Genomic DNA, 25577 nt, shown 5'->3' on the forward strand with positions numbered 1-25577 from the left:
ATGCCATATGATCTCGTCATCCGTCATGCGACGTTGATTGCCGGCGACGGCTCGAAACCGTTCGAGGCCGACATCGCCGTCACCGGCGACAGGATCGCCGCCATCGGTCGGTTGGACGACGCGACTGGCATCGAGGAGATCGATGCCAGGGGTACGGTGGTCTCACCCGGCTTCATCGACGTGCACACCCATGACGATGGCGCACTGCTGGCGCCCCGCGGAATGGATCCGAAGATCAGCCAGGGCGTGACGACGGTGATCGCCGGCAATTGCGGCGTCAGCCTGGCGCCGCTGCTGCTCGACAAGACACCGCCACCACCCTTCACGCTGGTCGGCGGCCGCGAGAATTTCCGCTTCGATCGCTTCGCCGACTATGTCGCCGAGCTCAAGCGGCGCGGCATCGCCACGAACGCAGCCTTGTTGGTCGGCCACACCACTTTGCGCCAGCGCTGCATGCCGGTGACCGATCGCCCAGCCAATGAAGCGGAGACGGCGGCGATGCAGGAGGCGGTCGCCGAGGCGATGGCCGAAGGCGCGTTCGGCCTCAGCACCGGGCTCGACTATCCGCCGGCCGTGAAGTCCTCGACCGAAGAGGTCAAGGCGCTCGCTGCGACGGCGGCAGGCCTCGGCGGCCCCTATATCACCCACACACGCAATTATTTCGAGACGATGGACGAGGCGATCGAGGAAGCCATCGACATTGCCGATCATGCCGGCGGCAAGCTATTAATCTCGCACCACCAGTGCACCGGCCGCGCCAATTTCGGCAAGAGCCGTCCGTCACTGGAAAGGATCGACCGGGCGCGCGAAACGATGGACATCGGCATGGATGTCTATCCCTATGCCGCGAGCTCGACGGTGCTGCGGCTGGAACGCTGCGACACGGGCCTGAAGATCCTCGTCACATGGTCCGATCCGCATCCGGAGATGGCACGGCGCGAGATCGCCGACATTGCGCGGGAATGGAACTGCAGCGAGCGCGAGGCCGGTGAGCGGCTGCTGCCGGCGGGTGCAGTCTATTTCCAGCTCGACGAGACGGATGTGCGCAACATCATCGCGCATCCGCGCACCATGATCGGCTCGGACGGCCTGCCGCACGATATCCATCCGCATCCGCGCCTATGGGGCACGTTTCCGCGTGTGCTCGGGCACTATGCCAGGGATGTCGGTCTGTTCAGCCTGGAGGAGGCGGTATTCCGCATGACCGGCCTGCCCGCACGGGAATTCGGCATCGCGCAACGCGGGCTGCTGGCGGAAGGCAATTTCGCCGACCTCGTCATCTTCGATCCGGAGACGATCATCGACACCGCAACCTTCGAAGAGCCGCGCCGGCCCGCTACCGGCATCGAGCATGTCTTCGTCAACGGCGTATCCGTCTGGCGAGGCGGCAGGGCGACCGGAGCGCTGCCGGGCGCGGTTCTCAAGCCATCGGCTTCAAAGACGGTTGTCAGAGGCGCATGCGGCTGCGGCGCCGATCACAGCGCCTCGTAAATCCGGTCGACCGTCTCCAACGTGTAGACGAATTCCACCGGCCGCGTGCAGCGCCAGCCGTCGAAGGGCCGGCCGGCGAGCGCCTTCAGCGCCTCGGGCAGGCGCAATATGCCGCCGCCATAGAGCCGGTTGGCCATGTCGAGCATGCCGGTGCGGTGCATGGCCTGGCTCATGCTGCCACAGGCGTCCTTGACCAGCCAGACGCGAAACCCCTGATAGACCGCGTCGAACACGCTCTCGGTCACGCAGCTGTCGGTCAGCACGCCGGTCACCATCAGGTTCTCGACCTTGAGGTCGGCAAGCCGTTTTGAAAGATCGGTGCGGCGAAAGGCGCTCGGCCAGTGCTTGTGGATGACGATGTCGCCGGGCAACGCCGCCACCTCGGCGCAGATCGCAGCACCTTCGCTGCCGGCCACGGCGGAGCGGAATTCCTCGGTCAGGATCTCTTCCTGCCTTGCATAGCCGTCGCGTTCCTCCGGCTTCACCCAGGCCTGCGCATGGATGACCGGCACGTCTGCTGCGCGGGCGGCTTCGATCAGCGCGGCGGCATTGGCGAGCACCGCGTCGTAGCCGATGACCGGCCAGGCCGCACCGGGCCGGTATTCGTTCTGCAGGTCGATGACGAGCAAGGCGGTCTCGGCAAGGTTCATGGCTGTCCCAGGGGGTTGTCGAAGTCGGTGACGAAACGCAAAAGCAAACGGATCGCCTGATCGAGATCGGCGATTTCCATCGCTTCATGCGGGTTGTGGCTGCCATTCTCGTTGCGCACGAAGATCATGGCGGTCGCAACATCGGCGCCGGCAAAGGTGGCCGCGTCATGCCCCGCCCCGCTCGGCACATGCGGCGCAGGCATTTGCAGTTCGGCGGCAGCGCGGTCCAGCCTCGCGATCAGCGCCGGCGACATGGTCGCCGGCTCCCAGGTGAAGCGCGGCCCGGCCTCGAAGCTCACGCCACGTTTCGTGGCGACTGCGGCGAAGATCGCGTGCAGCCTTGCCTCGATCCGTTCCAGAACAGCGGCCTTGGCGCTGCGCACATCGAGCGTGAAGCGAAGTTCGCCCAGGACGCGGCTGCCGCCGTGCTGGCTCGGGTCGGATTCCACCCGGCCGAAGGTGATGGTGGCTTCGTGGCCTTCGCGCTCGAGCGCGTCCCATTCCGCTTCAAGGACGGCGACCAGATCGGCAAAGCCGAGTACACTGTCATGGCGGGCAAAGCGCGGCTCGGCGCCGGAATGCGCGTAGGCGCCAAAGCATTTCGCATCGACATAGCGAAACCCGCCGGCAATGCCGGTGACGATGCCTACCGGCGCGCCGGATGCGACAAGGCGCGGTCCCTGCTCGATATGCACTTCCACGAAAGCAGCGATGCGGCCGGCATCGATGCCCGACACGCCGCGCCGCACTGCATTGGGGTCAAAGCCTTCCTCGTGCATGTGATCCGCCAGCGTGCGGCCGCTGTCGGACCGCTTCGCTTCGAGCGCCGCCGGGTCCAGCAGGCCAAGTGCTGCCTGACTGCCGGGATAGGACAGCGGAAACCAGACAGCCTCTTCGGCGCGGGTCGCCAGCACGATCAGATCGCGCGGCAATTGAATGCCTTGCCCGACCAGTTCGGCCATCACCGCCAGCCCGGCCACGACACCCGCGGCGCCGTCGAAATTGCCGCCATGCGGCACGCTGTCGAGATGCGAACCGATGACGATCGCCGGCAAATCTGGATTAAGGCCCTTCAGCGTCAAATAGAGATTGCCGGCGGCATCGACGTGCGCCGTAGCGCCGAGCTTTTCCGCTTCGTCGCGCATGAGATCGTGGGCGAAGCGCTCACCGGGTCCGTAGGCGACGCGCGTGATCCCCGGCGCATCGGTTGTGGCGTGCGCAAGCCGCTCCAGCAGATGCCCGGCCAGCCTGCCGCCGGCCGTGAGTGCGGCACCGCTCATGAAGCAACCTGCCTGACTTGAGACACGACGCCGCGCAGCCGGTGTGGCGTGAGATCGTCCATCGACACGCCCTGCCTTGCGACATCGTCTGGAAGACCTTTGCCCGCGATCAGGCTGGCGCAGGCGCGCGACAGCGCCGGCGAGGTCTTGATGCCGTAACCACCTTGCCCGACCAGCCAGACGAAATCCGGGACCTCGTCATCCGGTCCGACGACCGGCGAGCCATCGGCGACGAAGGTCCGCAAACCCGCCCATGAGCGCGACACGCGCTGCACTTCGATCGTCGTCACCCGTTCGAGACGCTCAGCACCGATCGCCACATCAATATCCTCGGCATAGGCATCCATCGGCGCTGAGGGCGTCGCATCGGCAGGCGAGACGAACAACTGCCCGGCATCCGGCTTGAAATAGAATTCGGCGCCGACATCGTTGACCAGGGGCCACTCTGATATGTCGACACCGACGGGTGCCGGGATGTTGAAGGCGGTGCGGCGCTTCGGTTGCAATCCGACCGGACGCACGCCCGCCATCAAAGCGATCTCGTCGCCCCAGGCACCGGCGGCATTGACTAGCGTTGACGCAAGGAATGTTCCCGCCGGGGTTTCGACCCGCCATTGGCCGCCTTGCCGTCCTATGGCCTCGACGCCGGCATTGGTGACGATGCGCGCTCCACGCGCGCGGGCGCCGCGCAGATAACCCTGGTGCAGGCCGTTGACGTCGATATCCATCGAATGCGGTTCGATATAGGCACCGGCGAGATAATCCGCGCGCAGCACCGGCACGCGCGCAATCGCCTCGGCCGGTATCATGGCAACGATGGAGGGCACCAAGGCCTGCGCGGCCTCCAGATCTTGCGCCAGGAGATCGAGCTGATCGGCGCGCGCCACGGTGATCATGCCGCGTTTGCTGAGCAGCGGATAATCGCAGAAGCCGCTCGGCGGTTCGGTCAGGAAAGGCCGGCTCGCCAGCACGATGCGGCGGATGATGCCGTTGCCATAGTTTTCGGTAAAACTCGCCGCCGAGCGGCCGGTGGTGTGGTAGCCGCAATGGCTCTCCCGCTCGAGCACGACCACCTTGGAAGTGCGGGACATCTCGAAGGCGGCGCCGGCGCCGGCAATGCCGCCGCCAATGATGATGATTTCGGTCTGCTCGGCGGCACTCATATCAGCCCATCCTTCAACATGCCCATCGCTTCAACATGACTGCACAGCCTTGCTTTCGCGCGGCACTGCTGGCGGCTCACCCAGGCGGCCGCGCTGGGCGCGGTCGCGGGCGCCGCGCCCTTCGGCCAGATTCTCCGCCAGTGAATTCTGCAGGGCGCAATCTTCAAGTGCGAGGTCGGTGACAAAAGGCACCGGCTTGCCGGCGATCGCCATGCCTTTCAGCCGCGCCCAGACGGCGCGCCGCTTGCGCACCTGGTGCGACTGCAATTCGCTGATCTCGGCAATGCTGGTCTGCCGCTTGATCTCCAGCGCGCCGGCTGCGACGGCCGCGTCGAACAGTTCGAGGCCCTGCGTGGTGCGCATGATGATGCCGTTGAGCGCCTCGTCCTCGACCGCCGGCCCGCCATTCAACCAGGCGTCATGAACCGCGATATCCGCCACCTGGCCGATCGCGTCCGGACAGATCTTGCAGCGCGACTGGATCATCCATTTGTCCTCGTCCTCCCACAGCTGCCGGTAGGTGAGCTCGAAGGCGCGGCCGTCGCTGGTTTCGATCCGGTTGAGGCCGGGATTGCCATAGCCGCGATAGCGAAACAGCGTGAGCTCGTCCTCGCTGAGGCCGAAACGCTGCAGCACCTGTTCCGATTTCGACAGGTCAGATGCGCCGCCGCAGACAAAGGCCAAGGTATAGAGCATATACTGGTCGACGCGGGGATCGAGCCGCGCCAGGTTGCGCACGGCGGTGATATCGCAAGGCTTGGCGATCAGCGCGAAGGGCTCGCCGCGAGCGAGGATGTCGCAGAAATCCACCAGGGTCGCAGCCGGGCCATAGCGCGAGCCGGCGCCCTCAAGCATCGACGCGGCATCGAAGCTCAGGCGCCTTTCACTGCGCATCGGCTGGGATTGTGATGCCGCGACATGCAGTACGAATTTGACGCGCCCGGAACTCAGCAGGAACTGGCCAAGCGCCGTCAGCACCCCTCCACCGGAACCGATAAACCGGACAGTCGGATCTCCTGCGCGGCCGAGCACAAGCCGTTCGGCCAGGCCCCAGACAGTGTCGCTCATCGCGGCTTCGCTCATCTGCGCCGGTGGCGGACCGGCGATCCGGGTCCCCGGACAGACAGCGTTGATCCGCATCAAAGTCGCCTCGTCCAGCGCCTGCCTCGCAACCGGCCGCTCACGCCCCTCCGGCGTCATCACCATTTCGATGGCATCGGGTGCGGCGATCGAACGGCAGAGGCCGCAGCCGATGCAAAGGCCGTTCTCGACGATCTCGCTCAAGGACAAGGGATCAGCCGGAGGCGCCACCCTGCCTTGTATTCGATTGGCTTCGATGAGGCCCATCTCGTTTCGATCTCAGACCGGTTCCGAAATGCGCCGGTACTGGTCGGGGCGGCGATAGAGCGCGAAGTTGAAATTCACCTTCCGGCAGGTCTCGATCAGGTCGAGATCAGCGCGATGGACGATGATCTCGTCGCCGAGCGACATCGCCTGCGCGGCGATCTCGCCGGTCGGCGCGATGATGCAGGAGCCGCCGATCAGCGCCTGGTCGTCCTCAAGCCCGGCCTTGGCGGCGGCCGCCACCCACAGCGTGTTCTGGTAGGCGCCGGCCTGCATCGGCAGATGGTTGTGGAACATTCTGAGATGCGCCAGCGCCGGCGCCTCGTCGAGCAGCAGCGGCGTGTTGTAGCCGATCAGCACGATTTCGGCGCCGTTGAGGCAGAGCATGCGGTAGGTCTCGGGCCAGCGGCGGTCGTTGCAAATCGCCATGCCGACGCGGACGCCGCGATAGTCGAAGACGGGAAAGCCGAGATTGCCGGGTTCGAAGTAGCGGCGTTCGAGATGCGTGGTGGTGCCTTCCTCCGGCTCGCTCGACCCCGGCACATGCATCTTACGGTAGCGGCCGATGAAGCGCCCGTCCGGGCCGACAAGGTCCATAGTGTTGAAATGGCGCGTGCGGCCGTCTTCCCTGGCGATCTCGCAATAGCCCAGCGCGAAGCCAACCTTGAGGCGCGCGGCGGCGTCATAGAGGCGCTGCGTTTCGGGGCCAGGCATCGACTGTTCGAAGAAGGCGTCGATCTCCGCCTGATCGTCGATACGCCAGCGCGGGAAGAAGGTGGTGAGCGCCATCTCGGGGAACGCCACGATTTCCGCCCCAGCGGCAGCGGACTGCTCCAGCAGGTGGACGAGGCGCTCGACTGTTTCGCCACGCGAGGCGCTGCGCTGGATGGGGCCGGTCTGGGCGACCGCTATGGTCAGGCATCGAGCCATGGCGTCGTCTCCTCGACTGGTTTTCCCGAGCGGGCCGGATCGGCCGCGGTGCGCTCTACGAATTGTCCAAACCCCGGCTGCACTTGCAGCTTGCCGTCTGCGACCACCGGCGTGCCGCGCACCAGCACGGCGGTCGGCCTGCCGGTCACGGTCCGGCCCTCGTAGGGCGTGAAGTCGACGCGCGAATGCAGGGCGGCATGGCCGAGTGTCCAGGTCGCCGTGGGGTCCCAAAGCGCGAGATCCGCATCAAGGCCGACCGCTACCCGGCCCTTGGCGTGGGCCAGACCATAGATCGCGGCGGCATTGCGCGAGGTGAGATCGAGATAGCGCTCCAGTGTCAGCCGGCCGGTGAGCAGCCCTTCCGAGAAGAGCAGCGGCAGACGGGTCTCGATGCCGGGGATGCCGCTCAGCGTGGTGATGAAGCCTGGTGTCTGCGACCGCGCGATCTTGTCGGCGAAGAAATAGGGCGAATGGTCGGAAGACCAGAGATCGATGCCACCATCGATCAGCGCCTGCCACAGATGCTGATGGCTGCGCGGCGACCGCGGCGGCGGCGAAAACACGAAACGCGCCGCATCGATGGCCGGCCGATCGAGGTCGGCAGCGCCGATGAACAGATATTGCGGGCAGGTCTCGGCGATCGCATCCACACCACGCGTCCGCGCCCGCGCCACCTCTTCGGCCGACTGCCAGGAGGAGACGTGGACGATGGTCATGCGCGCGCCGGTCATTTCGGCGAAGGCCAGCGCACGATGCGTGGCCTCGCGCTCCATGGTCTCGCTATGGGCAACGACGTGGTAGCGGATATCGGTGCGGCCGAGATCGATCAGGCGCTGGCGGGTACGCCGGATCGCGGCATCGTTCTCGGCATGGACCATGACGATCCAGCCAAGCGTGTGGGCGGTATCGAGTACCCTGAAGAAGAGGTCGTCGTCGACAGCGAAACCCTGATAGGTCATGAATAGCTTGACCGAGGCGATGCCACGGCCGGCGAGCTGCGACAGCTGTTGCTCGACATCGGAGCCGGTGCCCATGGTCACCACCGCGTGCAGACCGTAGTCGATCACCGCGCGCCCTGTGGCGCGATCGAGCGCTCGATCAATGGCGCCGATCGTCGTCATGTCCGGACCCGGCATGCCGAACGGGACGATGCATGTCGTGCCGCCGAAGGCCGCCGAGATGGTGCCGGACTCGAAATCGTCGGCATTGCCGGCGCCACCCCAGACCGGCTGGTCGAGATGGCAATGGGCGTCGATGCCGCCGGGCATGACCCAGCGACCGCCAGCGCCGATCACGGATTTGCCGGTCAGGCCTGTCCCGATGGCGGCGATGCGGCCGTCGTCGATGGCGATGTCGCACTCTGCCCAACCGTCGTCGAGCGCAACCCGTCCGCCTTTGATCACCAGCTCATGCATTCGGTTTGCCCACCCCAATCGGCGTCAGCCGACGGCCGCCGTGACCATGATTTCGACGCGATACTGGTCGCCGGCAAGACGCGCCTCCACCGTCGCGCGCACCGGCATGGCGCTGCGGTCGATCCAGGCGTCCCAGGCCGCATTCATCATGTCGAAATCGGCGATGTCGCGCAGCCATATCTGGGCGCTCAAGAGTTTCGACTTGTCGCTGCCGGCCTTGGCCAGAAGGGCGTCGATCTTGGCGAGGATCTGCTTCGTCTGCGCGGTGGTGTCGCCGGAAAGGTCATCCGCCGTCAGGCCGGAGACATAGATGGTGCCATTATAGCGCAGCACCCGGCAGAAGCGTTGGCCATTCTCAAGACGTTCGATCGTCATCTGCTGGTCTCCTCTCGATGTTCTGCAGGCGACCTATCGTAGGGAGGGTGCAAAAGGACTGTAAAGCCTGTCGCAGGCCGCAACGCCGTTTTCCGCCGCCGGGATGGCCAAAAAAATTGACGCCATAGCCGTGTCAATCTTCGCTTGTGGCAAGCATGACGAGGTGTAGCTTCTGTCCGGGAGAGCAGCCGCTGGTCAGCGTGACTGCCCAAGGGGAGCCGTCGCCATGCATGAGAGTCCAGCGTCGGTCATTGATCCTGTTTGCGATCGCCGGCGTCTGTTCTAGCCGGCTGACAGCGGCATTCATGGGATCGATCGCTCAATCCGCGATGCGCTTGTGGCGGAACGCCGAGCGCTCCCGCGCCATGTTGCCGATCATGGCAAGCGTCTGTCTCGCCTGCATCGGCAGCGCCATGCTGACGACCGCGGTGTCGTTCCACCTCGGCAAACCTGGCGTCGATCCCGAAATCGTACAGATCGTGCTGACCGCCTATCCGGTCGGCTTCCTGATCGGCTGTCTGATGACGCGTCCGCTGGTCGCCCGCTATGGCCATGAGCGGGCATTCCTGCTGATCCTGACAACAGCGCTGCTCTCGGCCCTGGGCTTCGTCTTCACCGACTTCATGCCGGGCTGGTTTTGTTTCCGGCTGCTCGGCGGCATGTCGATGGCCTCGATGTTCGTTGTCTGCGAGAGCTGGATCAATCTCTACGCCGAACAGCACAATCGCGGCGCGATGTTCTCGATCTACATGCTGACGACGGCGATCGCCGTGCTGCTCGGCCAGATCCTGGTGGCGCTGGTCGGTCCGCAATCTCCGCATCTGTTCTTGGTCGCGGCGGCGACGGTGCTTCTGGCGTTCGCGCCAAAGTTCGCTGGGTCGCGCTGGCCGACGCTGCCTTCGGTGCCGACCGATCCGGCGACCCCGACCGGAACGAAGGCAGACAGGCGGCTCGGACCGCTCTCGCTTTTCAGGCTGGCGCCGGTGACGGTCGTCGCGATTTTCCAGGCAGGCATCACCAACATGAACATCTTCGTGCTGACGCCTCTTTACGGGACGCAGATCGGACTGTCGGCGGCGGCCACGGTCTGGCTGGTGACGACGATCAGCATTGCCGGCATGCTGGCGCAGACCCCGGTCGGCTGGCTGTCGGACCGGTTCGACCGCCGCTTGATGCTGCTGGTGCAAGGGCTGGTGTCGGTGACGGCCTGCGCCGCGATCGCATGGGTCGGCACTCTGTCGGTGCCGCTGCTGTTCGTGCTGTTCTTCCTCTACGGTGCCACGGCGCTGACGATCTATCCGGTGGCGATGGCTTTCGGCGCGTCGCAGCTTCACAGCCGGCACATGGTCGCCGCCTCCGGCACGCTGCTTCTGCTCTATTCGATCGGCAATGTGGCGACGCCGGGCGTCGCCGCGGGATTGATGGCGCATCTTGGGCCTCCCGCCATGTTCCTGCTGCTCGGCGGCGGCGCTGCCCTGGTCACGCTCGCGGCCTGCTACAATCTTCTGCGCCGGCCGGTCACGGCGCCGGTCATGCAAAGTGTCGAGGAACGGGTTTGAGGTCGCCGCGATGAACCGACTGCAGGGAACCGTTGTCCTGATCGCGGGCGCCGCAAGCGGTATCGGCGCCGCCATCGCCCGGCGCTGCGTTGCGGAAGGCGCCAGCGTGGTCTGCGCCGACCATGATCTCGCAGCGGCGACACAGGTTGCCGATACACTTGGTCCTTCGGCTGCCGCCTGCCAATGTGACGTGACCGACATCGGTTCCGCCCGGAACGCTGTCGAATTCGCGAGACAAAAATTCGGCCGGCTGGACGGACTGGTGCACAACGCCGCCGCACCATCGACGAACGCCACCGTCGTTGATCTCGACGAACAGTCCTGGCGCCGCGAGCTCGACGTCAGCCTGACCGGTGCGTTCCTGATGAGCAAATACGCGGTGCCGTTGATCGCGGCGGGTGGCGGCGGTTCTGTGGTGTTCATCGGTTCGCAGTTCGGACGGGTCGCGACCACCAGGGCGGTCGCCTATTGTGCCGCCAAGGCCGGGCTGATCCATCTCGCCAAGGCGATGGCGGTCGACCATGCGCCAGACAAGGTGCGTGTCAACAGCCTGTCGCCGGGCGCGGTGGCGACGACGCGTCTGCTGCGCAGGTTTCCGGACTTCGAGGCCGCCAACGCAGGTCTCGGAGCCGCCCATCTGCTCGGCCGCATCGCGGAGCCGGATGAGATCGCCGCGGCGGCAGCTTTCCTTTTGTCATCGGACGCATCCTTCGTCACCGGATCCGACATGCTCGTGGACGGCGGCTATGCGACGCGCTGACCCTGTTCGTCCAACTTCAAAGGAGTTCGCATGACACTGCTCGTCACCGGAGGCACCGGCTTTGTCATGAGCGTGGTCGCGCGCGCATGGCTCGACCGCGACCCGCAAGCCCGTGCCGTGATCCTCGACCGATCAGGCCTCGACGCGGCGGCCGAAAAGCATTTCGCCCCGGTGCGCGACCGGCTCACAGTGATCGCCGCCGATGTCCTCGACCCGAAGACCTGGTCCGCAACGCTCGACGAGCAAGGCATCACGGCAATCGTGCATGGCGCGACGATCACGCCGATCTCGCGCGGCAGCGCCTCGGAGGCAAAACGCCAGCCGGAGGCCGAAGACCCGGCCCGCATCGTCGACGTCAATCTCATGGGCACCGTGCGGATGCTGGACTGGGCGCGCGCGAGACAGGGTCTCAAGCGCTTCGTCTATGTCAGCTCCGGCTCCGTCTACCGCCACACCGGGCCCGACTGGAGCAGCGAGCCGCTGCCGGAAGACGGCTATGTCGCGCCGCTGACGCTCTACGGCATCTCGAAATTCGCCTCCGAGATGGTGACCAACCGCTATGCCGACCTGTTCGGCCTGTCGGCGGTCTCGGTGCGGCTTGCTTCCGTCTACGGCCCGATGGACCGCGCCACCGAGAGCCGCAACTTTCGCCATATTCCCAACCGCGTCGCGCATATGGCCCTGGCTGGCGAGACGATCAGGCCGAACAGCCTGGAGCCGGTCGGCGACTACACCGTCTCGACCGACGTTGCCGCCGCGATCCTCGCGCTGATCGATGCGCCGCGCCTCAATTACCGCCACTACAATATCGGCTCCGGCTCCAGCCAGACCATCGGCGAGATCATTGACTGGGCAAAGGAGCGCGTGCCCGGACTGAAAGTCGAGGTGACATCGGGAGAAGACGCCAACATCGTCCAGGATGTGAGACTGAAAGGCGGCATGTGGGGCGTGTATGACATCGCCCGCATCCTGCGCGACACCACATGGCGGCCGCGTCCCGGCAAGGAAGCGTTCCACGACTACATGGACTGGATCGCCGCAAACGAAAACTGAGCCGACCGATCAGAGGAGACCAGCCGATGCCGACCGATCCGCAGCAACCGCCCCAGCCGCGCGACTTCGTCGGCTATGGTCCGCATCCACCCTTCGTCACTTGGCCCGGCGGCGTCAAGCTCGCCATCAACCTCGTGCTCAACTACGAGGAGGGTTCGGAATATTCCTGGCTGGAAGACGGCCGCAACGACAATTGGGGCGAATACAATCTTGCCTCCAGTCCGCCGGTGCGCGACCTCGGCACCGAAACGCATTTCGAATATGGCAGCCGTGCCGGTGTCTGGCGGTTGGCACGGCTGTTCGATCGCTACGACATCCCGATCACCATCTCCGCTTGCGCGGTGGCGCTGGAGCGCAACCCGCCCTTCATCGAATGGATGAAGACGCGACGGCACGATCTGCTCGGCCACGGCCTGCGCTGGATCGACTACACGACCATGGAGCGCAGCGAGGAAGAGCGCCATCTGCATGAAGCGATCGCGCTTTACGAGAAACTGCTGGGCAGGCGGCCCCTCGGCTGGAACTGCCGTTCGCTGCCCAGCGTCAACACGCGCGATCTGCTCGTCGAGGAAGGCGGCTTCCTCTACCACTCCGATCCCTGCAACGACGATCTGCCCTATTTCCTCGATCATCGGGGGACAGAGATCCTGGTCGTGCCCTATTCCAAGACGCTCAACGACAGCCGTTATCTGGTGGCGCCTGGCTACAGCAATCCGCGCGACTTCGCCGAGGATTGCCGCTCGGCGATCGATTACATGCTCGACGAGGCGGACGAGACCGGCGGCCGCATGCTGACGATCGGCATCCATGCACGCTGGATGGGCCAGCCCAACCGGGCGTCCGGCCTGCGCGAGGTGATCGAGCATGTGAAGCAGAACCCGGCGGCCGCCTTTATGCGGCGCGAAGACATTGCTCGGTTCTGGCTGGACAATCATGCCGGCTTCGAGCGGCGCGGCTGACAAAAGCAACGAGAACGGCGACATGTTCGAAACGCTGATCCGGGGAGCCACCATCGTCAACGCCGAAGGCTTCAAGCGGCGCGATATAGGCATCACCGACGGCCGGATCGCAGCGCTCGTCGCACCTGGCGAGACGGCTTCGGCCAGGACCGTTTTCGATGCTTCCGGCGCCTATTTGCTGCCCGGCCTGGTCGACGCGCATGCGCATCTGCGCGAGCCCGGACTGACGCACAAGGAGGACTTTTCCTCCGGCACGCACGCCGCGGCCCTTGGCGGTGTGACGACGGTGCTCGACATGCCGACCGACGAGCCATGGACGGCCACGGCCGAACAGCTTGCCGACAAGATGGCGATGACTGAGGCCCGCATCCATGTCGATGTCGGCCTGCAGACCGTCGTCAGCCGTGACCTGTCGCACATCCCGGGCTTGCTCGATCTCGCGCCGGTGTCGTTCGAGCTGTTCACCGCCGATGTGCCCGATGACTTCCTCTTCGCGACGCCCGACGCCGTGGCCGAGGCGTTCAAGGCTTTCGCCGGCAGCGACACATTGATCGGCATCTCGCCCGGCGATCAATCGATCCTGACCAGCAGTACCGGGCGTGACCGCTCCGGCACCATCGCCGCCTTTCAGGCCAGCCGGCCGCCGCTGGCGGAGGCCAACGGCATTGCCCGGGCGCTTGTCGCCGCCGCCTCGGCCGAGACCAGAATCCATGTCCGCCAGATCAATTCCGAACTCGGCGTCGAGACCTGGAGCCGGCTGCGCGGCATGGCCAACGCCAGCGTCGAAACCACGCCGCAGAACCTGTTCTTCAGCGCCGCGGATTACGAGACGCAAGGCGCTAATCTCAAGGCCTCGCCGCCGTTGCGCTCGCCGCATGATGTGGATGCGCTGCGCGCCGCGCTGAGCGGGGGACTGATCGATATCGTCGCCACCGACCACGCGCCGCACGCGCCTGCCGAGAAGGCGGCGCCCTATGCGGCCTTCGCCGACATTCCGGGCGGCATGCCGGGGTTGCAGACGCTGCTGCAGGCGATGTTGAAGCTGGTCGACGAGGGTCTGATCAAATTACCCGATCTGGTGCGCCTGTGCGCCCGCAATCCGGCCGAGCGCTTCGGCCTCGGCCGGCGCAAGGGGAAGATCGCTACCGGCCACGATGCCGATATCCTCATCCTCGATCCGCGCCAGTCCAGCACGATCGCCAATGCCGATCAGGTGTCGCGAGCGGGCTATACGCCCTTCGATGGCTGGACCGTCCAGGCGCGGCTTACAAGCGTCTTCCTGCGCGGTCGTGAGATCGTGCGCGAGGGAAAACTGATCGGCCCGAAAGTCGGAAACATCGTCACCCGGGAAAGCTGAGGACCATGCCCCTGCTCGCAGACAAGACCGCCATCGTCACCGGAGGCAGTTCCGGCATCGGCCGCGCGATCGCGCTGAAATTCGCGGCCAAGGGCGCGAACGTCGTCATCGCCGATACGGTCGAACAGCCGATCGAGGGCGGTGACAGCACCGTGGAGTTGATCCACTCGGCCGGCGGAGATGCCGTTTACATCCGGACCGACATATCCGACTGGAGCGCCGTCGATGCGCTGGTCGGTGCGACGGTCGCGCAGTTCGGGCGGCTCGACGTGCTGGTCAACAACGCCGCCATCTACACCAGCACCAATCTGATCGAGACCACGCCGGAACAATGGAGCCGCGTCATCAGCGTCAATCTGACCGGCTTCTTCTGTTGCTCGAAACGGGCGGTGATGCAGATGCTCATCCAGTCGCCCGTCAACGAGGTGCGCGGCCGCATCATCAATATTTCCTCGCAACACGGTATGGTCGCCTGCCCCGGCGACTTTCCCTATTCGGTGAGCAAGGGCGGCATCGTGCAGATGACGCGGCAGATCGCGGTCGACCATGCCGACGACCTGATCGTCTGCAACGCCATCGCACCCGGCAAGATCATCACCGGCAAGCCGGGCGTGGCCAACGACCCCGACGCGCTCGACTATTCACGCCATCGCACACCTTGGCCGCGACTCGGGACCCCGAACGATGTGGCAGGTGCCGCCCTGTTCCTCGCCAGCGACATGGCAAGCTACGTCACCGGTATCAATTTGATGGTGGACGGTGGCTGGATGGCGGGCTGAGGGCTGGCTGGCCGCAATGCGACCATTTGGGTTCCGGTCATTGCTTGATGAAAGCGCCCCTGTAGGTCTGGCCGGCGAGCGCATAGGTTACGGACAGGGTCCCGTCAGGCATCATGGTCAAGCTGATGTCCGCGCCATTCGGCAGGCGCCCGAGCTTCAATGTGCTGCCGACAATTCTTCCCTCACCGGCGGCCTCTCCCGGATTGTTGTCGCCCAGATTGCCCCAGGCAAAGGTGACCGTCACCTTGCTGTTTGCAGAAATCGTCTGAACGGCGACCTTGGCTTCATACGCGCCCTCCAATCGTCCGGCCCACATGCCCGAAAAAGCCGCGTACTTTGCCGGAACGCCCTTCGCCGGGGGCGTGATCGTCACGGATGTATCCATGATTGTCGAACCAGCAGGAGCAGCGGCAGCCAAGGCCGGTTGAGGGGCGACCGGACCTGACGCAGGTTCGACAGCGGCGGGTTGCGGCTCCACAGGAGCCGATTGGCACGCAGCCAGGGCAAGTGCCGCCAAGCCCAGCATCGTGTTCCGCATCTAATTCTCCATGTCGTTCACGGACTACCGGCGGACCGCGGACATGCGCCGCACGATGTTTCAGTTCGATGCTTGTCGTCGAGAATCCCGGCGTTTCCGTCACGATTGCCGGCGACTATCGATCGCCGACATCGCGATCTGGCCATGGATATCGCGTTTCCCGAGACACAAGACCAACCTCAACGATTTTGTCAATGTAAGGCGCTGGTGTCTCGACCTTGTCGATCGTCCGGCCGTCCAGTGTGCCTTCTTTCACCGGCGATGCTTCGCGGCCGGAATAAAGGTCGACTGCCTATCAAGACGAAGATCTGATTGACCGTCTAGCCAATCTGCGGCGCGAGCCCTTCTTGCGACATACCCAACTAAGCCACTGAAGCCGTCGGCTCGGCTTGCGGCATGGAAGGCCGATGCGCAGCACGGGCATATTTCTGGGCGATCATGGCACAGACCATGAGCTGGATCTGGTGGAAGAGCATCAGCGGCAGAACGATCGCGCCGACGCCCTGGCCGGCAAAGATGACGTTGGCCATCGGCACGCCGCTCGCCAGGCTCTTCTTCGAGCCGCAGAAGGTGATCGTGATCTGGTCGGCCCTGTCGAAGCCGAGAAGCCGGCTGCCATAGGTCGTGAGCAGAAGCACCAGGCCAAGCAAGGCCATGTCGGCGACAACGACCACGGCAATGTCGCGCAGCGAGAACATGTGCCACAGCCCCTCGGCGACCGCCGTGCCGAAGGCCAGATAGACGACCATCAGGATCGAGCCGCGATCGACGGGCATCAGCAGGGTCTTGCGAGCGCGTATCCACTTGCCGATCCGCGGTTCCAGCAGCTGTCCGAGCGCAAAGGGCAAGAGCAGCTGCATCAGGATCTGGCTCACCGCATCCCACGAGAATCCGCCGTGACCACCGATGGAGAAGAGCAGCCCGACGAGCAAGGGCGTCAGGAACATGCCGAAGATGTTGGAGGCGGAAGCCGAGCAGATGGCCGCCGGGACATTGCCACCGGCCATCGAGGTGAACGCGATCGAGGACTGGACCGTCGACGGCAGGACACACAGAAACAAAATGCCAAGGTAGAGCGGCTTGGGCAGGATCGAAACAGGCAGATAGCCAAGCGCCAGGCCCAGCAGCGGGAACAGGCCAAAGGTCGTCAGAAGGATCACCAGGTGCAGGCGCCAATGCATCAGGCCGGCAACAACGACATCGCGCGAGAGCCGCGCGCCATGCAGGAAGAACAGAAGCGCCACGGCAAGATTGGTCGCGACCGCGAACCATCCCGCGAACGCCCCGGTTGCAGGCGCGACCGACGCCAGCGCGACGGTGCACAACAGCAGGATCAGAAAGGTGTCCGGCAGAAAGCGGCGCATCACATGTTCGCTCCAGAGTAGGCCCAGCGCCATCTTTTCGCGCATCGTGAAATGGGATACAAGGAATAACAGTTATCGTGATTTGGGATATCAATGCTCGACCTGGTCCAACTGCGCAGCTTCGTCACCGTCCAGCAGATGGGAAGCTTTACCTTCGCGGCCGAAAGGCTGGGGCTCGGGCAATCCACCGTCAGCCAGCACATCAGCAAGCTGGAGGCCGTGATTGGCAGGCAGTTGCTGGCCCGCGATACGCACAAGGTGGTGCTGACGCCAGACGGCGAAGCCCTGCTCGGCCATGCCCGGACCCTGTTGTCGATAGAGGGACAGGTCCAGGCGCTGTTCACCGCGCAGCGGCTGCGCGGCACCTTGAGGCTCGGCGTATCCGAGGATCTGGTTGCCAGCCGTCTGCCGCTGGTGCTGGAGGATTTCGTCCGGTCTCACCCATCTGTCGACCTTGAACTGACCGTCGCGCTCAGCGGCGTGCTCTACCAGATGCAGGACAATGGCGAGCTCGATCTCGTCCTGGCCAAGCGCCGGCTGGGCGACAGCCGCGGCCGGCTCGTCTATCGCGAGCCACTTGTCTGGCTTGCCCGCGATCCGGAACACGTCCTGTCGCTCGCGGCCTTGCCGTTGATTGCCTTCCCCGCGCCGAGCGTCACGCGCAGCATCGCGCTGGAAGTGCTCGAACGGCACCGCATGCCATGGCGTATCGTCTGCACCTGCGGCAGCCTGAGCGGGCTGACAGCCGCCGCCCGGGCCGGAATGGGGGTTCTGGTGCAACCGCAAAGCATGTCGCCTTCGGGCCTGAAGGAAATCGACCGCCTGCCGCAGTTGGAGGATGTGGAATTCGTCCTGATCCCGAGCAAGGGCGCCGACAGGGCACTCGTCTCGGCGCTTTCGGACGATATTCTGGCCAAGGTGAGAGGCCTGCGCTGAGTCTCGGAGACATCGTTCGCGACGAGCCGAAGCTGGCGCCATAGAGCAGGCATCTCTTGCGTCCTATGGTCATCTTGCGAAATTGCCTGGCTATTTTGCGGCTGGTTCGCTCCTGATCTCCATTCGTCCGGCGCGCATTTCAGCAAAATGCCAAATGGCGCAACGCCGTTGCAGGAAGCGTCGCGTTTTTAAAATCCCCTTTGTTTACGGACTTAGTAGACTTTTGTACCACCATCAGGCGGTAATCGTGCCGCTTGGGGAGACGGTCATGAGTACCATTTCAGCAGGGTCGGATTCAGGGATAGGCGTCGTCGCAACAGACTCGACACTGGGTTCGGGCCTGCGCCGCAACTATCTGAGTTTTCCCGAAGTCGTCGCCCAGTCCATCGGCACGATCGCCCCTTCCGGAACGCCGGGCCTTGTCATTCCCGTCGTGTTCGCCACCGCCGGCAACGGCACCTGGCTCGCCTATGTCTTCGCGACGATCGCGCTGCTGATCGTCGGGCTGCAGATCAACGTCTTTTCCAAGCGGATCGCCACGCCTGGATCCCTGTATATCTATGCGGCGCATGGACTTGGTCCGCTGGTCGGCGTCGTCGCCGGCTGGGCCCTGCTTATCGGCTACGTCTTCACGGCATCCGCGGTGATACTCGGCACGGTCAGCACGGCGCTGGCCTTCGCCCATCAGATCGGCTTTGAGACGAGCGCCGTTGGCGTCGTGCTCGCGCTCAGCGTCGTCGCGCTGGTCGTTGCCTGGTGGTTCGCCTACCGCGATATCAAGCTGTCAACCCGGGTTACCCTCGGCATTGAATTCACCACACTCGTCCTCATCCTGCTGACCGTCGTCATCTTCTTCGTCCATCGCGGATCGATTGTAGACCAGGCGCAGACCGGACTTCAGGACGTTCATTTTGAAGAATTGCGACTTGGTCTCGTCCTCGCCTTCTTCAGCTTTGTCGGCTTCGAAAGCGCGACCGTGCTGGGGACGGAATCCCAGCAGCCGCGGCGCTACATTCCACGGGCCGTCATCACCAGCGTCGTCGGCGTCGGCCTCATCTTCATCATCAGCTCATACGGCCTCGTGGCCGGCTTCCACGGCATCGACCCAAGCCTCGACAAATCCGATGCCCCGCTGACCGTTCTGGCGCAATCCTTCGGCGGCGGCTTCATCGGCATCCTGATTTCGGCTGGTGTGGCCCTCAGTTTCTTTGCCTGCATCCTCGGCAGCATCAATGCCGGCGCACGCGTGCTCTACACGTTGTCGCACCATGGCCTGTTTCACAATTCGGCACGGGCGACACACCTGGCGCATGCCTCGCCGCATATCGCCGTGACCGTGGTCGGCATCGTTGCGCTGGCTTTCGCACTGGCGCTGACGATCGCGGGATATGGGATCCTCGACGCCTACGGCATCCTGGGATCGATCGCCACCTATGGCTTCCTGGTGGCGTATGGGCTTGTGACGATCGGCGCTCCGGTCTTTCTGCGCCGCCGCGGCGAATTGCGGCCCTGGCATATCGTGTCAGCGGCGGTCGCGTTGATCCTGCTGGTCGTCACGCTTGTCGGGACGGTCTATCCGGTGCCCGCCTGGCCATACAACGTCCTGCCCTATGTGTTCCTGATCCTGCTGGCGATCGGGGTCGCGTATTTCCTGGCGCTGCGCCAGTTGGCGCCGGCAAGGCTTGCGCAAATCGAAGCCGACCTCATCGGCTCCGCCGCAACCCCGGCTGAGCCGGCGAACTGAGCCAAGACAGAGCGGTCTGTGGAGCGCGATCACCATCGCGCTCCACAGCTGTCGGCAAGTGTGTTCAGCGGTGCGGTGGAAATTTCATGCCGTGGGCAACCACTACTCAACGACGTCAGGCCGCCGCGCCATTCCTGGATCTGAAACATTCAGCCTGGATTGAAGACAGAAACGCCAAGGAAGAGCCAGACGATGAATGTGCCAGCCAAGAAAGTGGAACCGCGCGGCGATGCCTTCCCCGCACCGCAGCGACCGGCATCTCCGGCCCACATTATTCGCACGGATGAAGAGGCAATTGCAGTGGCGACGACACTGGCGGTCCAGTTCGCCGAAGGTGCCGCTGAGCGCGACCGTGACCGCCGCCTACCGATCGCGGAACTGGATACATTCTCGCAAAGCGGACTTTGGGGGATCACGGTGCCGAAAGGATTCGGCGGCGCCGGTGTGTCGCAGGCGACAGTCGTGGACGTGTTCAAGATCATCGCCGCGGCCGATTCATCGCTGGCCCAGATTCCACAGAATCACTTCGAGATCACCGACCTGATCCGGGCGACCGGGTCCGACGCGCAGAGGCAGGCGCTGTTCGCGCTCGTCCTCTCGGGGCTTCGCCTCGGCAACGCCTTCTCCGAGTTCAAGGGCAAGAACGTCGAGGATTTCGAGACGCGTATCGCGCGCCAAGGCGCCGACTACATCGTCAATGGCGAGAAATTCTATTCGACCGGCGCCCTCTTCGCCCATCTCGTTCCCATCGTTGCCATCGACGAAGACGGCAAGGTTCGCGTCGCCATCGTCGACCGGGATGCAAGGGGTCTCGAGGTCATCGACGACTGGTCGAGTTTCGGACAGCGCACGACCGCAAGCGGAACGGTCATCATCCGCGACGTCGCGGCGCCCGCCGAGCGTGTCCTGCCTGCCTATCTGGCCTACGACCAGGCGAGCCCCGCCGGGCCACAGAGCCAGCTTGCCCACGCCGCCATCGATGCCGGCATCGCCCGTGGCGCGATAGAGACGACGATCCGGCTGGTCCGCGACCATGCCCGGCCGTGGATCGACAGCGGCAAGGAACGTGCATCGGACGATCCCTACACGATCGCCCAGATCGGCGAGTTGAAGATCAGGCTGCATGCGGCCGAGGCGCTTCTGGAACGCGCCGCGCACGAGGTCGACAGGGCCATCGCGAGGCCCGAGATCGATGCCATCGCGCTTGCCAAGGTGGCCGTCGCCGAAGCCAAGGTCCTGACCACCGACATCGCCATCCAGGCAACGAACAAGCTGTTCGAACTCGCGGGCACGCGTTCGACGCTAGCCGCCCACCATCTCGACCGGCTGTGGCGCGACGCGCGCGCGCATACGCTGCATGACCCGGTGCGCTGGAAGTACCACGCCGTCGGCCAGTACTACCTCAACGGCGTCAATCCGCCGCTTCACTCCTGGATTTGAACGTCGCTGTGCCGGACACAATCGGAGATCAGCACTGCACCCGGCCGTACGGATGGCTTTGTCTCGCTCGAGGCAGCCGAGGCGTGCTCAGCGGGCTGACTGGGCGCCGCCGAGGTGATCACTTCGCCGTTCGATCCGCTGATGGGCGGCGGCGCTTGCCTCTGCCCTGATGTAAGCCTGTCGTGTCCTCTCCGTCGGGCGCACCGCCAGACGTTCGGCAAGCAGGGCGCGCGCGAGGTTGAAATTGCCGGAGCGCTCGGCCGCGGCAATCAGCGTTTGGGTGATCAGGTCGCGTTGCGCGTGGCTTCCGCCGATGCGTATCACCTTGTAGCGAACTGGCAGGATAAGCTCCACCACGCGCGCGTAATCGCCATCCGCGAACGCCACCGCCGCGTCGACGATGCGCCGCCCGACATCGGCGGTGATCTCCCGGTTGTCACCCTTGCCATGGGCCGCATAGCTGTCGAGCGAGTGGAGCAATCGGTCGAGCCCGTCCCGCCTGCCGGCACGCGACAAGGCAAGAGCGATGTGAAGGTCGTTGAACACAAGCACATGGTCGTCGATATGGGTCAGCCATTGATCGGCAACCGCGCTCCAGCGATCGCCTACGTCACCGCCCGCCAGTTCGACCCGCCAGAGGAGAGCCGAGGCGTCCACCAGGTCGAGAAGCGAATCCGCGGCCAGCTTCGGCCTGATAAAGCGATCGTAGTCGGCAAGCACTTCGGCAAACCGCCCCTCTTCGATGAGGTAGAGCGCGAGGTGCCAGCCGTTGTGGACGGAAAGCGCATGGGCCTTGCCCCAGGCCGGGCGGGAACCTTTGAGGAATTCGATGCCTTCCCGCTGTCGGCTTTCCGTTTCCAGGACATGGGCAACCGCATGCACCGCCCACGCGTCTTCGGCATTTTTCGCGATTGCGCGGCGGCCGAATTCCTCGGCGCGGCGCAGTTCACCGGTCTCCTCCAGCCCGAAGGCGTATTGACCGAGAACGAACCCGTAGTTGGCATTGCTTGAATCCCATTTGGGCAGCACGCGTGCCACCGAATCCCGAATGCTCGCTGAGTGGCCGAGATAGAAGTAGCTGTCATGGGCGAAGCGAAGCGCCAGCGCGTCGGTCGGATGATCGACGAGGATGCCTTCCCAGATGTCGGTCGCAGCGATGATCTCGCCCGCGGCCCATGCCTTCGCGGCCGCCAGATGTCCGCGCTCGCGAGACGTCGCGCCGTCGATCGAGGCTTCCGCCGCGCTGATTGCAGAGACAACAGCAGGATTGTCGCCGCGCAGACCGTTCAGGGCGAAGAGCGCTGCCAAGGCGGTATGACCGAGCGTGAAAGCGGGATCGTGTTGCGTGGCGTCCTGAAGGACCGCGACGGGATCTCCGCGCCAGGCAAAGTAATCCGTGACCGCCGTGTCCAGGGCTGCGATCGAAGCCGGTGATCCGGTCACCAGAAGTCCCTGTTGATCTCTAGGCATTCGACGCTCCGTTGACCTAGCTCGCCGCTTTGGCAGGAGAGGCAAGCAGGAAATTCTCGATGTCGTCGGCGACGCGATCCGGAATCTCCCATTGTGGTGCGTGGCCGACCTGTGGGTAGTCAATGGCGACATGATCGGGAAAATTCTCGGCAAGGGCACGCTGCGAATCCCGGTCAAAGACACCGTCCTCCTCACCCCAGAGAATCAAGGTGGGTATGGCGATCACGCTCGCTCCAGCCTCAGCGGGCTCCTCGACAAGACCGCTCAGAGCGCCACGCCACGCCCCGATGCCGACCTTGGCGCTCTCCGCGATGTAGAGCCCGATTGCGTCCTCGGAAATCGGAGCAAACACCGTGCTTCTCTGGAATGCGTCGACGAAGTCGTCCAGCACGGCATCCGTGAACGCCGCGAGGCCCGTCTGCAACTCCCTCAGTCCGGGATGATCGGCGGCCGTGGCCGCGCCGCCAATCAGCACCAGCCTGGTGACGAGGTCAGGGCGCCGTGCAGCAACCCTCTGCGCGACGATGCTGCCGAGCGAATGACCGACGAGGTGCACCGGGCCGCCGACAACATTTTCGAGAAAATCGATCGCATCATCCGTGAAATCCGCGATCGCGTAGCCTGCCGCGGGCTCACTGTCGCCGTGGCCGCGCTGGTCATAGGCAAAGAGCTGGAAACGTCTTCCAAGCCCTTCAAACAGCGCGTGAAAGCTTCGCCACGAATCGAGAAATCCGTGCAGCAGGACGATGGCCGGCCCTGATGACCCGGTCTTGACGTAATGATGCCGCAACCCGCTCTTCAGGCGCACCTGCAGACCGGGGACATTCGGCAACGCGTTGATCGTGGCGTGCTTCATTACTGGTCAGGTCCTGTGTCCGTCATGTATTGCCACCGGCTCGAAGGTCGTGCGCATAGCTTACGACGGGCTGCGTCCGATCCGCCACTGATAGGGTGGTGGCGAGCCATTGACTGCGTAGTCGCCAACGATACGATCCTTGTAAATGCGCGGGTTGTGCGAAGACAGGGTGCGGGCGTTGCGCCAATGGCGATCGAGGCCGATCGGCTTCCTGGTCGAGGATGCACCCAGCGCGTCGAAGATAATCGTCGACGCTTCAAGGACGAGATTCGTGACGACCGTCACCGCCTGCGATGTTTCGAGTTCGGCGATGGCGTTGGCCTTTTCCTCTGCATCGGCATCGCCGGCAAAGTGCGCCTGATAAGCGCGTTCGATGGCTTGCGCGACCTGCAAAACGATCGCGCCAGCCGCATAGGCGTTGCTGCGAATGCGGCCGACGACCTGAAGCACTTGCGGATCCTGGCTCGAGCGTGGGCCGGCGCCATTGGAGTAGGAGCGCTGGCGGGCGGCGACGGCGGCGGCAGTCTCGTTGGCTACCGCCCGGCCGATACCGGCAAGGGTGGCAAGATGCACCAGCTGGTAGAAGGCGGCGCCATAGCGGAACTTGTCATCGTCGACGACGACATCGTCCGGGTCAACCGTGGCATCGGTAAAGGTCGTGGTGCCGCTGGCCGTGAGCGTCTGGCCAAAACCGTCCCAGTCGTCGACGACATTGACGCCCGGGTCGTCGCGACGCACCTGCAGCACGATGCCTTCCCCGTCGAGCCCCGTCGCACCGACGTCGATCCAATCGGCGAACAGCGAGCCGGTGGTGTAGTATTTGGTGCCGTTGAGCACCAGCCTGCCACCCTTGTTCGAGATGCGGGTCGAGAAGACATCCTGTTTGGCATCGCCGATCTCGGTCCAGGCATTGCCGGCGATTTCGCCACGGGCAATCCGCTCCGCCCAGCGCTTGCGGCTCTCGCCTGACGTCTTGTTGACGACATCCTCGACAAATCCGAAATGACCGCGCAGCGCCTGGGTGATGTTGGAATCGGCCTCCGACAGCTCGATCAGGATGTTGGCGAGTTCAGGCAGCGTCGCGCCAAGGCCACCTTCGGCTTCAGACAAGCGCAGCGCGCCGAGGCCCGCCTGCTTCAACTTCGCAATCTCCGCAGCCGGCAGGTCGCGGCCAAGCTCCCGCTCAACCGCGCCGGCGGCGATCTCTGCAAATATCGGCCGGAACCGTTCTGCCAGTGTCTCATAGCGGGTGCTGGGGCCCGCGCCCCAGGCGGTATCGATCTGTGTCATTTTGCATTGTCCTGAAATTAGCCGTCCACCCGGCGCGGGCGAAGCGGTCAGTGTGATTTGGCGACATTGGCGCCGCCCAGGTAGAAGTCCTGGACATCCTCTCGGGCTCGCAGTTCCTCCGCCGTTCCCGACAGAACAACGCGACCGTTTTCGAGGATGTAGCCGTGGTCGGCATAAAGAAGCGCGAGATTGGCGTTCTGCTCGGCAAGCAGGAAGCTGACGCCCTGCTCACGGTTCAGAACGCGGATGATCTCGAAGATTTCCTGCACGATGATCGGCGCGAGACCCATCGACGGCTCGTCCAGCAGCACAAGGCTCGGCTTGGTCATCAGCGCTCGACCGATGGCCACCATCTGTTGTTCGCCCCCGGAAGTCAGGCCGGCCTTGACCTTGCGCTTCTCCTTTAGGCGGGGAAACCATGTGTAGATCCGTTCGACGTCGCGCTGCAGGTCTGCCCTGCCCGGCTTGCGGAGGAAGCCGCCGGAGAGGATATTTTCTTCGACCGTCAATTGCGCAAAGCAATGGCGGCCTTCCAGCACCTGCACGACGCCTTTGGCGACGAGCCGGGACGCCGAAAGGCCGCTGACCGGCTCACCCTGCCAGAGGATGCTGCCGCGGCTGACCTTGCCGCGCTCTGGTCCAAGCAGATTGGAGACCGCCTTCAGCGTGGTGGTCTTGCCCGCGCCGTTGGCGCCGAGCAAGGCAACGATCTTGCCCTGCTCGACCTTGAGCGACACGTCGCGCACGGCAAGGATCGCCTGACCATAGAGCGCTTCCATATTCTGGATCTCGAGGAAGCTTCTTTCTGCAATGGTCATGGGTCG

The 25577-nt window shown here is 64.4% G+C and carries 23 protein-coding genes; 10 read left to right on the forward strand and 13 right to left on the reverse strand.

Annotated elements, in window-relative coordinates:
• Positions 1 to 1491, forward strand: a complete 1491-nt coding sequence (locus tag CKW40_RS01135; RefSeq protein WP_095198112.1) for an N-acyl-D-amino-acid deacylase family protein — start codon at positions 1 to 3, stop codon at positions 1489 to 1491.
• On the opposite strand, the gene CKW40_RS01140 is transcribed toward CKW40_RS01135, so the two are convergent.
• Genes CKW40_RS01140 through CKW40_RS01170 form a run of 7 tightly spaced genes read right to left on the reverse strand, consistent with a single transcriptional unit; the run spans position 1476 to position 8648 of the window.
• Positions 1476 to 2141: a cysteine hydrolase family protein gene (locus tag CKW40_RS01140; RefSeq protein ID WP_095198113.1), complete on the reverse strand. Its 666-nt coding sequence runs from the start codon at positions 2139 to 2141 to the stop codon at positions 1476 to 1478. The genes CKW40_RS01135 and CKW40_RS01140 overlap by 16 nt on opposite strands.
• Positions 2138 to 3421: a Zn-dependent hydrolase gene (locus CKW40_RS01145; RefSeq protein ID WP_095198114.1), complete on the reverse strand. Its 1284-nt coding sequence runs from the start codon at positions 3419 to 3421 to the stop codon at positions 2138 to 2140. The genes CKW40_RS01140 and CKW40_RS01145 overlap by 4 nt, the downstream gene beginning before the upstream one ends.
• On the reverse strand, positions 3418 to 4584 hold the full coding sequence (locus tag CKW40_RS01150; protein WP_095198115.1) for an NAD(P)/FAD-dependent oxidoreductase: 1167 nt from the start codon (positions 4582 to 4584) through the stop codon (positions 3418 to 3420). Before CKW40_RS01150 ends, CKW40_RS01145 begins: the two co-directional genes overlap by 4 nt.
• A gap of 30 nt (positions 4585 to 4614) precedes the next feature.
• Positions 4615 to 5931 carry a Coenzyme F420 hydrogenase/dehydrogenase, beta subunit C-terminal domain gene (locus CKW40_RS01155; protein WP_095198116.1) on the reverse strand — a complete coding sequence of 439 codons (1317 nt, stop codon included), beginning with the start codon at positions 5929 to 5931 and terminating at the stop codon, positions 4615 to 4617.
• 12 nt (positions 5932 to 5943) lie between these two features.
• A complete protein-coding gene (locus CKW40_RS01160; RefSeq protein WP_095198117.1) occupies positions 5944 to 6858 on the reverse strand; it encodes a nitrilase-related carbon-nitrogen hydrolase in 915 nt (304 codons plus the stop codon).
• Entirely contained in the window at positions 6843 to 8273 is a 1431-nt protein-coding gene (gene hydA / locus CKW40_RS01165; RefSeq protein ID WP_095198118.1) for a dihydropyrimidinase, read from the reverse strand. The genes CKW40_RS01160 and hydA overlap by 16 nt, the downstream gene beginning before the upstream one ends.
• Positions 8274 to 8297: 24 nt before the next feature.
• Positions 8298 to 8648 (reverse strand): RidA family protein, encoded by a 351-nt coding sequence (locus tag CKW40_RS01170; protein WP_095198119.1) that lies wholly within the window; start codon positions 8646 to 8648, stop codon positions 8298 to 8300.
• 230 nt (positions 8649 to 8878) lie between these two features.
• On the opposite strand from CKW40_RS01170, the gene CKW40_RS01175 reads away from it, so the two are divergent.
• Genes CKW40_RS01175 through CKW40_RS01200 form a run of 6 tightly spaced genes read left to right on the forward strand, consistent with a single transcriptional unit; the run spans position 8879 to position 15115 of the window.
• On the forward strand, positions 8879 to 10207 hold the full coding sequence (locus tag CKW40_RS01175; RefSeq protein ID WP_342202914.1) for an MFS transporter: 1329 nt from the start codon (positions 8879 to 8881) through the stop codon (positions 10205 to 10207).
• A gap of 10 nt (positions 10208 to 10217) precedes the next feature.
• Positions 10218 to 10967 (forward strand): SDR family NAD(P)-dependent oxidoreductase, encoded by a 750-nt coding sequence (locus CKW40_RS01180; RefSeq protein ID WP_095198121.1) that lies wholly within the window; start codon positions 10218 to 10220, stop codon positions 10965 to 10967.
• A 30-nt stretch (positions 10968 to 10997) separates the two neighbouring features.
• On the forward strand, positions 10998 to 12020 hold the full coding sequence (locus CKW40_RS01185; RefSeq protein ID WP_095198122.1) for an NAD-dependent epimerase/dehydratase family protein: 1023 nt from the start codon (positions 10998 to 11000) through the stop codon (positions 12018 to 12020).
• Between the two features lie 26 nt (positions 12021 to 12046).
• Positions 12047 to 12979, forward strand: coding sequence for a polysaccharide deacetylase family protein (locus CKW40_RS01190; RefSeq protein ID WP_095198123.1), 933 nt, complete (start codon positions 12047 to 12049; stop codon positions 12977 to 12979).
• Positions 12954 to 14336 carry a dihydroorotase gene (locus tag CKW40_RS01195; protein WP_244571043.1) on the forward strand — a complete coding sequence of 461 codons (1383 nt, stop codon included), beginning with the start codon at positions 12954 to 12956 and terminating at the stop codon, positions 14334 to 14336. Before CKW40_RS01190 ends, CKW40_RS01195 begins: the two co-directional genes overlap by 26 nt.
• Before the next feature lie 5 nt (positions 14337 to 14341).
• Positions 14342 to 15115, forward strand: coding sequence for an SDR family NAD(P)-dependent oxidoreductase (locus CKW40_RS01200; protein WP_095198124.1), 774 nt, complete (start codon positions 14342 to 14344; stop codon positions 15113 to 15115).
• A 37-nt stretch (positions 15116 to 15152) separates the two neighbouring features.
• Here the strand turns inward: CKW40_RS01200 and CKW40_RS43620 are convergent, their stop codons facing one another.
• A complete protein-coding gene (locus tag CKW40_RS43620) occupies positions 15153 to 15488 on the reverse strand; it encodes a hypothetical protein (RefSeq protein WP_244571044.1) in 336 nt (111 codons plus the stop codon).
• Between the two features lie 527 nt (positions 15489 to 16015).
• Positions 16016 to 17017, reverse strand: coding sequence for a bile acid:sodium symporter family protein (locus tag CKW40_RS01215; RefSeq protein WP_095198480.1), 1002 nt, complete (start codon positions 17015 to 17017; stop codon positions 16016 to 16018).
• Between the two features lie 93 nt (positions 17018 to 17110).
• Here CKW40_RS01215 and CKW40_RS01220 point away from each other — a divergent pair, with 93 nt between their 5' ends.
• The 3 genes from CKW40_RS01220 to CKW40_RS01230 all read left to right on the forward strand — a co-directional run bounded on the left by CKW40_RS01220 (position 17111) and on the right by CKW40_RS01230 (position 21137).
• Positions 17111 to 17953, forward strand: coding sequence for a LysR substrate-binding domain-containing protein (locus CKW40_RS01220; protein ID WP_095198126.1), 843 nt, complete (start codon positions 17111 to 17113; stop codon positions 17951 to 17953).
• Between the two features lie 268 nt (positions 17954 to 18221).
• Positions 18222 to 19697 (forward strand): APC family permease, encoded by a 1476-nt coding sequence (locus CKW40_RS01225; protein ID WP_179297783.1) that lies wholly within the window; start codon positions 18222 to 18224, stop codon positions 19695 to 19697.
• Positions 19698 to 19889: 192 nt separating this feature from the next.
• Positions 19890 to 21137 (forward strand): SfnB family sulfur acquisition oxidoreductase, encoded by a 1248-nt coding sequence (locus CKW40_RS01230; RefSeq protein WP_095198128.1) that lies wholly within the window; start codon positions 19890 to 19892, stop codon positions 21135 to 21137.
• Positions 21138 to 21224: 87 nt separating this feature from the next.
• On the opposite strand, the gene CKW40_RS44395 is transcribed toward CKW40_RS01230, so the two are convergent.
• Genes CKW40_RS44395 through CKW40_RS01250 form a run of 4 tightly spaced genes read right to left on the reverse strand, consistent with a single transcriptional unit; the run spans position 21225 to position 25571 of the window.
• Positions 21225 to 22607, reverse strand: coding sequence for a tetratricopeptide repeat protein (locus CKW40_RS44395; protein ID WP_143748223.1), 1383 nt, complete (start codon positions 22605 to 22607; stop codon positions 21225 to 21227).
• 16 nt (positions 22608 to 22623) lie between these two features.
• Entirely contained in the window at positions 22624 to 23463 is an 840-nt protein-coding gene (locus CKW40_RS01240; protein WP_095198130.1) for an alpha/beta fold hydrolase, read from the reverse strand.
• 60 nt (positions 23464 to 23523) lie between these two features.
• Positions 23524 to 24753, reverse strand: a complete 1230-nt coding sequence (locus CKW40_RS01245; RefSeq protein WP_095198131.1) for an acyl-CoA dehydrogenase family protein — start codon at positions 24751 to 24753, stop codon at positions 23524 to 23526.
• A gap of 47 nt (positions 24754 to 24800) precedes the next feature.
• Positions 24801 to 25571, reverse strand: a complete 771-nt coding sequence (locus CKW40_RS01250) for an ABC transporter ATP-binding protein (protein ID WP_095198132.1) — start codon at positions 25569 to 25571, stop codon at positions 24801 to 24803.
• Positions 25572 to 25577: the final 6 nt, after the last annotated feature.

Source organism: Mesorhizobium carmichaelinearum (assembly GCF_900199455.1).
GTDB lineage: Bacteria > Pseudomonadota > Alphaproteobacteria > Rhizobiales > Rhizobiaceae > Mesorhizobium > Mesorhizobium carmichaelinearum.